Annotated in this window: 6 protein-coding genes; all 6 read left to right on the forward strand. The window is 37.5% G+C overall.

The features are described from left to right. The first annotated feature begins 677 nt into the window (after positions 1–677). Positions 678–3,494, forward strand: coding sequence for a sigma 54-interacting transcriptional regulator (locus ON15_RS04555; protein ID WP_010580298.1), 2,817 nt, complete (start codon positions 678–680; stop codon positions 3,492–3,494). Positions 3,495–3,703: 209 nt separating this feature from the next. Continuing rightward, positions 3,704–4,201: a PTS system mannose/fructose/N-acetylgalactosamine-transporter subunit IIB gene (locus tag ON15_RS04560; RefSeq protein WP_010580299.1), complete on the forward strand. Its 498-nt coding sequence runs from the start codon at positions 3,704–3,706 to the stop codon at positions 4,199–4,201. Positions 4,202–4,312: 111 nt separating this feature from the next. Then, on the forward strand, positions 4,313–5,311 hold the full coding sequence (locus ON15_RS04565; protein ID WP_010580300.1) for a PTS sugar transporter subunit IIB: 999 nt from the start codon (positions 4,313–4,315) through the stop codon (positions 5,309–5,311). A 34-nt stretch (positions 5,312–5,345) separates the two neighbouring features. Next, positions 5,346–6,158 carry a PTS mannose/fructose/sorbose transporter subunit IIC gene (locus ON15_RS04570; RefSeq protein ID WP_010580301.1) on the forward strand — a complete coding sequence of 271 codons (813 nt, stop codon included), beginning with the start codon at positions 5,346–5,348 and terminating at the stop codon, positions 6,156–6,158. An 18-nt stretch (positions 6,159–6,176) separates the two neighbouring features. Beyond that, positions 6,177–7,091, forward strand: a complete 915-nt coding sequence (locus ON15_RS04575; protein WP_010580302.1) for a PTS system mannose/fructose/sorbose family transporter subunit IID — start codon at positions 6,177–6,179, stop codon at positions 7,089–7,091. 96 nt (positions 7,092–7,187) lie between these two features. Next, positions 7,188–7,589, forward strand: coding sequence for a DUF956 family protein (locus tag ON15_RS04580; protein WP_010580303.1), 402 nt, complete (start codon positions 7,188–7,190; stop codon positions 7,587–7,589). Positions 7,590–8,345 lie beyond the last annotated feature (756 nt).

Genomic DNA, 8,345 nt, shown 5'->3' on the forward strand with positions numbered 1-8,345 from the left:
CAGGGTAACTATCGTTAAAACTAAATATTGAGTAATTAAAAAGACATTAAGTAGTTTTTTTAAGATATGAATGTCTTTCAAGACAAGGTTAAACGCTTTCTTGATGTGATTGTAATAAAATGCTGTTTGGGAAAGCTACTCTGATTTAAAAAGGCAGATAAAGTTAATATAATTACCCGATTAGCAGAAATCTTTTTAAAGTTGTCATTCATTTATATGTATTATCGATAGCAAACGCCGCTAAAAAATTTGATACATAATTAAATATATTAAATCTATATATGTTAAACAATCGCCTGTTTGAAAATGGTTCTTCACTTCCTTAAGTAAAGTATGCTTGATATATAGGGTGCTGGCTTGGATATTTAAATGCCGCGTTTATTTTGAGTATCAAACTGTTTGTGTGTTTAATAAAAAAACTAAATATAAGTATAGCAAGTTTTTTAAAAATTGCAATGAGAATTTTAAATTAATTCAATAATTAGTTCTCCAGTATTTTTATTTAATTAAGAAAAGTCTTTTGCTAGCGTGGTATAGACTTTTTTAATTTGCAGCTGGTTTTAAATTAATTTGCCCTTTATCCTTTTTTAATTAAGAAGAGAGACTATTTATTTTCGAGAAGTTTTTTTCTGTGATACACTTGTGATACACAAAGCTCAGAGAAAGGATCAACTAAAATGACCAGGCAGGAGAAAATCTTAGCTTTTTTGAAGAAACATGTTCCTAAGGATCAAGCTGGGTTTACGACGATGGAGATTGCAAATACTTTGGATATCTTACGTTCGAATGTCAGTAAAGAGTTAAATCAATTAGTTCGTCAGAAATTGGTTATAAAAAGTCCGGGGCGGCCGGTTCATTATGCGTTAGCTAAGCCGCAATTCGCAGCGACTTTGCAGCAGTCAGCGGGCAACAAACAAGCAGTGAAGAAGATGGCTTCAGTTTCAACTAATAATAAAAATAATGATCCCTTTGCTCGAATGGTTGGCAATCATGCTAGTTTAAGAAATCAGGTTGAACAAGCTAAAGCCGCACTTTTGTATCCGCCACATGGTTTAAATACATTAATTACTGGCCCAACAGGTTCTGGTAAAACTTATTTTGCTAATACGATGTATCTTTTTGCTCGAGATCAACGATTGATCGCTAATAAAGAATTTATAACTTTCAATTGCGCTGACTATGCTCACAACCCGCAATTATTGATGTCACATTTATTCGGCTATGTTAAAGGAGCTTTTACAGGTGCTAATGAAGATAAGCCGGGTTTAATTGAAGCAGCAGATGGTGGCATGTTGTTTTTGGATGAGGTTCATCGTTTGCCGCCTGAAGGTCAAGAAATGATTTTCTATTTTATGGATCACGGTATTTATAGTCGTTTAGGTGAAACATCAAAGTCACATCACGCCGATGTCCGCTTAGTTTGTGCAACAACTGAAGATCCAAGCAGTGCTCTTTTGCAGACTTTTGTAAGAAGAATACCGATTTTGATTCAGTTGCCCGCCTTTGGTCAACGAACCGCCAAAGAAAAAATTCAATTGCTGGAACAATTATTGACTTTAGAAGCAAAACGCATTCATAAAAATATTCGCTTGAATGAAGATGTGGTTCAGGCACTGTTGGGTAGCGTAACTTATGGGAATGTCGGTCAATTGAAATCAAATGTTCAATTAGTTTGCGCACAAGGCTTTTTGAACAGCATTCAAAATGAAAATGAAATTACTTTAACGTTTGAAAAATTACCGCCAAATCTAAAAGATGGCTTGAGCAATCTGGCAGCTGATCGTCAAGAGCTTGGGAAATTAACACGTTTATTAGCACCGATGATGGTCATTAAGCCAGATGCTAAACGTAATGTGCCCAAAGCCGATACTTATGAACTGCCGTATAATTTGTACGAGATTATTGGTGATAAGGCAACTTTACTGAAAAATGAAGGATTGGATCAAAAGGCGATTAACAATTTTATTATGACTGATATTAATCTGCATTTGAAATCCTTTTACCATCGGGGCCAATTTGATAAACAAGAAAATCGTTTAAATGAGATTGTTGATCAGGATATTATTGATTTGACTAAAAAAATTCAAACTTTTTTACGTGATCAAAAGTATCCAGTCCGTGAGAATTTCATTTACGCAATGAGTTTGCATATTAGTTCATTTATTAAACGGATTCAGGCCGGTAAACCCTTGCGGGAAATGTCAGCAGATTTAATTTCGTTGGCTCATGATCACCCATCAGAACTAAAAATTGCTGATCAGGTTAAGGTACTGATTGAAGGTCATTATCGTTTTCCAATTCCTGAGTCAGAAGTGTATTATATTGCAATTTTACTAGCATCTCTGCGTTCAGCTCCTAAGGGGGGAAAAGTTGGAATCGTGGTTGCTGCTCACGGGGAAAGCACGGCTACATCAATGGCACAAGTTGTTTCCCAACTGCTCTCAGTTGAAAATATCGCAGCTTTTGATATGCCACTGGAAATGAATCCTAAGATTGCCTTGAATGGAATTGCCGATAAAATTAAATTAGTTAATCGTGGCAATGGGGTGATTTTATTGGTCGATATGGGTTCATTGAGTACTTTTAGCAGTAAATTAACAGAGATGACAGGCGTTCAGGTCAAAACAATTGATATGGTAACGACAGCTATGGTGCTTGAAGCTGCTCGTAAAACAGCCTTGATTGATAGTGATTTAAAAACGGTTTATCGTGAGTTGCGGGAGTTTGATGGTTACTCACGGACTCCAAATGATCGTCGTAATGAGCATACTGAGTCTCACTCACCTACCATTAAAGGCTCACAGAAAAGTCGGGCAATTGTTGCTGTTTGCTCTACGGGACAAGGAACAGCTAAGAAAATCAAAGGTCTGTTAGACAAGATTTTGTTAGATAATCTAATTGAAGATATTACAGTTTTGCCAATTTCGGTAGTCAACATGAAGGAACATTTAACCCAGATTCAACAAGATTATCAGATTGTTGCCACGACCGGAATCGTCAAGCCGGAAATTGCCGCACCGTTTATTTCGTTGGAAAGCCTGTTGCAAGGTGGCGGTGAGGCTTTCATTAACTTGATTGATCAGTTGAATGGCAAAGATTTGGAAACTTTACAAGTTGTTGAAGGCTCAGCTGAGGAAAGCGAGAAGCTAGCTAAACAGTATCTTAGTCAGTATTTTACTTTTATTAATCCAATTAAAATCGTTAAAATTCTTGAAAGCTACTGTGATTTCATTGATCATCGGCAACAATTAGAAATGGATAATTCTTTTCGTATCAGCTTGATTATGCATTTGGCCGGAGCAATTGAACGTTGTCTAACTAATTCACAGATGAAGGTCGATCCTAAACAATTGGCAGAAGTAGTAAAGAAACCTTTTTTTAAAATTATTGAGCAAGCCAATGATATTCTGCAAGAAACGTTGAATTTGAAATTAGAAACGGCGGAAACGTATTATATTTACGAACTTTTTGATACAGAAATACAAAAGCGCTGATACAGAAAATGACACACTACTTAAAGATAGTGTGTCATTTTTTAAATTTTATTTAAAGGCTGATAATGAAGGCTTTGTAAGCGATACACAAAAGTTGGCATGAAGTTTGCTTATATAAGAGTGAAGTGCTTTTTTACTGAGTGTTTTGTTAAAAGTTGTTGTTCAGCGATTTTCTTTTAATTTTTGGTACTAAGGTTTGGGTGATAAAAATGCCAATGGATATCCGCTTATTTAGAATTGATAGCCGTTTATTGCATGGACAGGTCACGACTAATTGGGCGAAGGTAACTAAAGTTAATCGAATCTTAGTTGTTTCTGATAGCGCTGCCCATGATCGTATTAGACGAACGTTGTTGTTTCAAGCTGCTCCGCCCGGAATCAGGGTCAATGTTATCCCAATTTTTAAGATGATCAGCATTTATCGAGATCCGCGGTTTGATTTTTTACAGGTCTTAATTTTAGTTGAAAATCCAGTTGATGCAATGCGCTTAATCTCAGGCGGAATCAAGGTTAAAAAAGTCAATATTGGGGCTTTAAGCTTTGACAATGATCGGATGATGGTAACAGATACAATTGCCGTCAGCAAAAAAGATGTTATGGCATTTATCTGGATGCATCGCTTAGGAATTGCGCTGGATGTCCGCAAAGTTTCTGGTGATAGTTCTAAAGATCTCTGGAAAGCTTTGCAGGATAAAAAGTTAGTTTAAATCAATTGAAAGGTGGTGAACGACAACTGTTTTTGAGCAAAGTGAAGCAGCACTTTACAACCCTTAAAGCTTAATAGACTTAAGGGAATAATTTTTTAGGAGGTATTAGAGATGGTAGGAATTATCCTAGCAAGTCATGGCGGCTTTGCTGATGGCATCTATCAATCCGGCTCAATGATTTTTGGCGAACAAAAAGATGTTGCAGCTGTAACCTTGATGCCAAATGAGGGCCCGAATGATGTTAGAGCCAAAATGGAAAAGGCAATTGCATCATTTGAAGATCAAGATCAAGTTTTATTCTTAATCGACTTATGGGGCGGGACACCATTTAATCAGGCAAACAATTTATTAGAAGCTCACAAGGACAAATGGGCAATTGTTGCCGGCATGAATCTGCCGATGGTGATTGAAGCATATGCCTCACGGATGTCGATGAATTCCGCTCATGAGATCGCAGCTCATATTATTGAAACTGCTAAAGATGGAGTGAAAGTCAAACCAGAATCACTGCAACCAAAACCTAAAGCTGCAGCTAAAGGAAATGGCGGCAGGAAGGGAAACGGTCGCTTAGCTCCAGGAACAGTGGTTGGCGATGGCAAAATCAAGTATGTTTTAGCTCGTATCGATTCACGATTGTTGCATGGTCAAGTTGCAACTGCTTGGAGTAAGACAGTTCAACCAACACGGATCATTGTGGTTTCTGATAATGTTGCTAAAGATGATTTGCGGAAAAAGCTGATTGTGCAAGCTGCTCCGCCTTCGATTAAAGCTAACGTTATCCCAGTTAAAAAATTAATTGAAATTGCTAAGGATCCGCGTTTTGGCGCGACTAAGGCATTGTTATTATTTGAAAATCCAGAAGATGCGCTGCGGGCGATCGAAGGCGGTGCCGAGATCAAGGAATTGAATATCGGCTCAATGGCGCACTCAGTTGGCAAAGTAGTTGTCAACAAAGTGCTTTCAATGAATCAAGAAGATGTTGACACATTTGAAAAATTGAAAGCAAAGGGTGTTAAATTCGATGTTCGCAAGGTTCCAAACGATTCAGGCGAGAATATGGATGAGTTGCTTAATAAAGCCAAGTCAGAATTAGCTGCTCAAAAGAAGTAGTTAAATTGACAGCGTTAAAAAAAGGAGGATTAACATGTCTGTAATATCGATTATTCTAGTTGTCATCGTCGCATTCTTTGCGGGGATGGAAGGTGTTTTGGATGAATTTCAATTTCATCAGCCATTAGTTGCATGTACATTGATCGGATTAGTTACTGGTCAGCTGATTCCATGCGTTATTCTAGGTGGTCAATTACAAATGATTGCTTTAGGATGGGCTAACATTGGTGCCGCAGTTGCTCCTGATGCTGCATTGGCCGCAGTTGCTTCAGCTATTATTTTAGTTTTAGGTGGTCAAGGTGCTAAAGGTGTTGGGACAGCCGTTGCGGTAGCTGTTCCATTGGCAGTTGCCGGATTGTTCTTAACGATGATTGCTCGGACTTTAGCTGTGCCGATTATTCATTTTATGGATGCAGCAGCTGAAAGAGGCGATTATCATAAGATTGATTTTTGGCAAATTGTGGCGATCTGTATGCAAGGCTTAAGAATTGCGCTTCCAGCAGCTGCTATGATGTTCATTCCAACCGCAAGCGTTAGAGCAGCTTTAAATGCAATGCCAGATTGGTTGAATGATGGTATGAAAATTGGTGGTGGCATGGTTGTTGCCGTTGGGTATGCAATGGTTATCAACATGATGGCGAGCCGTGAAGTATGGCCATTCTTCGCAATTGGTTTCGTAGTTGCTACGATTACTGATTTAACTTTGATCGCAATTGGTGCTTTAGGTTTGGCACTTTCTTTAATGTATCTGACTTTAACAAAGAAAGCTGAAAACAATAACGGCGGCAACGGCGGTAACGGTGGTAATGGCGGCGATTCGCTCGACGACATTCTAAACGATTATTAAGAGAGGGAGGAATAGAAAATGGCAGAAAACAAGATTCAATTGACCAAAAAGGATCGGTTAGCCGTTGCTTGGCGTTCAACTTTCATTCAAGGCTCATGGAACTATGAACGTATGCAAAATGGTGGCTGGTGCTATGCATTGATTCCAGCAATTAAAAAACTTTATCCGAAAAAAGAAGATCGCGCAGCGGCTTTGAAACGTCACCTTGAATTCTTTAATACTCATCCATATTTAGCTTCACCAGTTATCGGTGTTACACTGGCATTGGAAGAGGAACGGGCAAACGGTGCGGCCGTTGATGATGTAGCGATCCAAGGTGTGAAAGTTGGGATGATGGGTCCGCTGGCTGGTGTTGGTGATCCAGTCTTCTGGTACACTGTTCGGCCAATATTAGGTGCGTTAGGTGCTTCTTTGGCAATCAGTGGCAATATTTTAGGACCAATTTTATTCTTTGTACTTTGGAATGCGATTCGTTGGGCCTTTATGTGGTATACGCAAGAATTTGGCTATCGGACCGGTTCAAAAATCACGGATGATCTTTCCGGCGGCTTACTGCATGATGTAACCAGTGTTGCTTCAATGATGGGAATGTTTGTGCTGGCCGCTTTAGTTGAACGCTGGGTAAATATCAGTTTTGTACCAGTTGTTTCAAAGGTTAAGTTAAGCTCTGGCGCTTATATTGATTGGAATAAAATTCCATTGACTCATGCTGGCTTGCAAAAAGCTTTCACTGATTATCAAAATGGTTTGTCTTTGACTAGCTATCAAACTAAGACATTACAGGATAACTTAGATTCTTTGATTCCTGGTTTAGCTGGTTTACTGTTGACTTTCTTGTGTATGTGGTTATTGAAAAAGAAGGTTTCACCGATTGTAATTATTTTAGCCCTCTTTGTTGTTGGTGTTGTGGGCCACGTGATCGGTTTACTTTAAAATTTGGTCAAATTTGCGGACAGCCTTATTTATTTTGGATAAGGCTGTCCGTTTGTCTTATAATTAAGTAAAGGTCCTGGTGAGGAGGAGAAGGAAATGGTACAGTCACTCAATACGAAAGTCGATTTGGTTGCCGATGCGACATCTTTTATGGGATTAAGCGAGTATGGTCAAGTGATGGTTGGCAACAAGGCTTTTGAATTTTATAATTCGCGTGATAAAAACAAATATATTCAAATTCCCTGGACAGAGATCGATTATGTTGAAGCGTCAGTTTTACTCAATGGGAAGTGGATTCCACGCTATGCAATTAATACTAAAAGAAATGGTCAATTTATGTTTGCATCCAAACAGCCAAAAAAAGTTTTACGAGCTATGCGAGATCATCTTGGACCAAATAAGATGTTTCGGGCACTGACCTCCAAGCAGATTATTGGTCGCGGTTTGCAGAATATGAAAATCGAATTTGAACAAAGAAAAAATAGGAAGAAAAAATAAACTACTATTTACTGATCATTTTGGTTTTGACTATGATGATCAGTTTTTTTAGCTTTTTACTGAGTTTATATAAGAAAATGACGGATTAATCCGAAGTCTAGCGTTGAGTGAAAAGTTTTATACAAATTGGGCGAAAAATTCTAGTGAAAATAGGAAAAATGATTTTTGCAATTCTACCTTATTGAATGCTCAAAAAGAATTTCAACTTTAACCGCTGAATCAGTATTTAAGCTATACCATAAACACAATCAGTTAAAGAACTATGTCAAAAAGCTAAAGAAGTTTTCTTCTTTGATAAAACTGATAGTTCAACGTTTATTGCCAATGCAGTCAAGCAAAAAAATGTATCAAAAAGTTTAAGGCAACTCAACGTTAACCACAATTATCATGATATAGAGCTTCAAAGCTTGATGTTTCTTTAAAGGCAAAGTCAAAGGTACCAGTTTTCAAAAGATACGAAAATTAGTGGTTCTTTGGAGCTATGAATAAGTCAAGTTTCTTTTTGGCATTTAACAATTGATTATCAAAATTTTTGAGGAAAATGTTTTTTTTAAGTTCGCATTTTGTCTATGACTTAGGATTAGATAATCTGTTTTTAGTAAATTGTTTCGCTTTTTATCTATGATTAGCGTATTAATAATCATAATATTCGTTAATTAACGAAATTAAGAAACCCTAAACAAGAATTTTTTTAAATTAGTACTTGACGTTATGGTTGTTTCACGGTATTATATAAAACGTTGCTGTTACAATAAG

It is taken from the genome of Liquorilactobacillus vini DSM 20605 (assembly GCF_000255495.1).
GTDB classification, from domain to species: Bacteria; Bacillota; Bacilli; order Lactobacillales; family Lactobacillaceae; genus Liquorilactobacillus; species Liquorilactobacillus vini.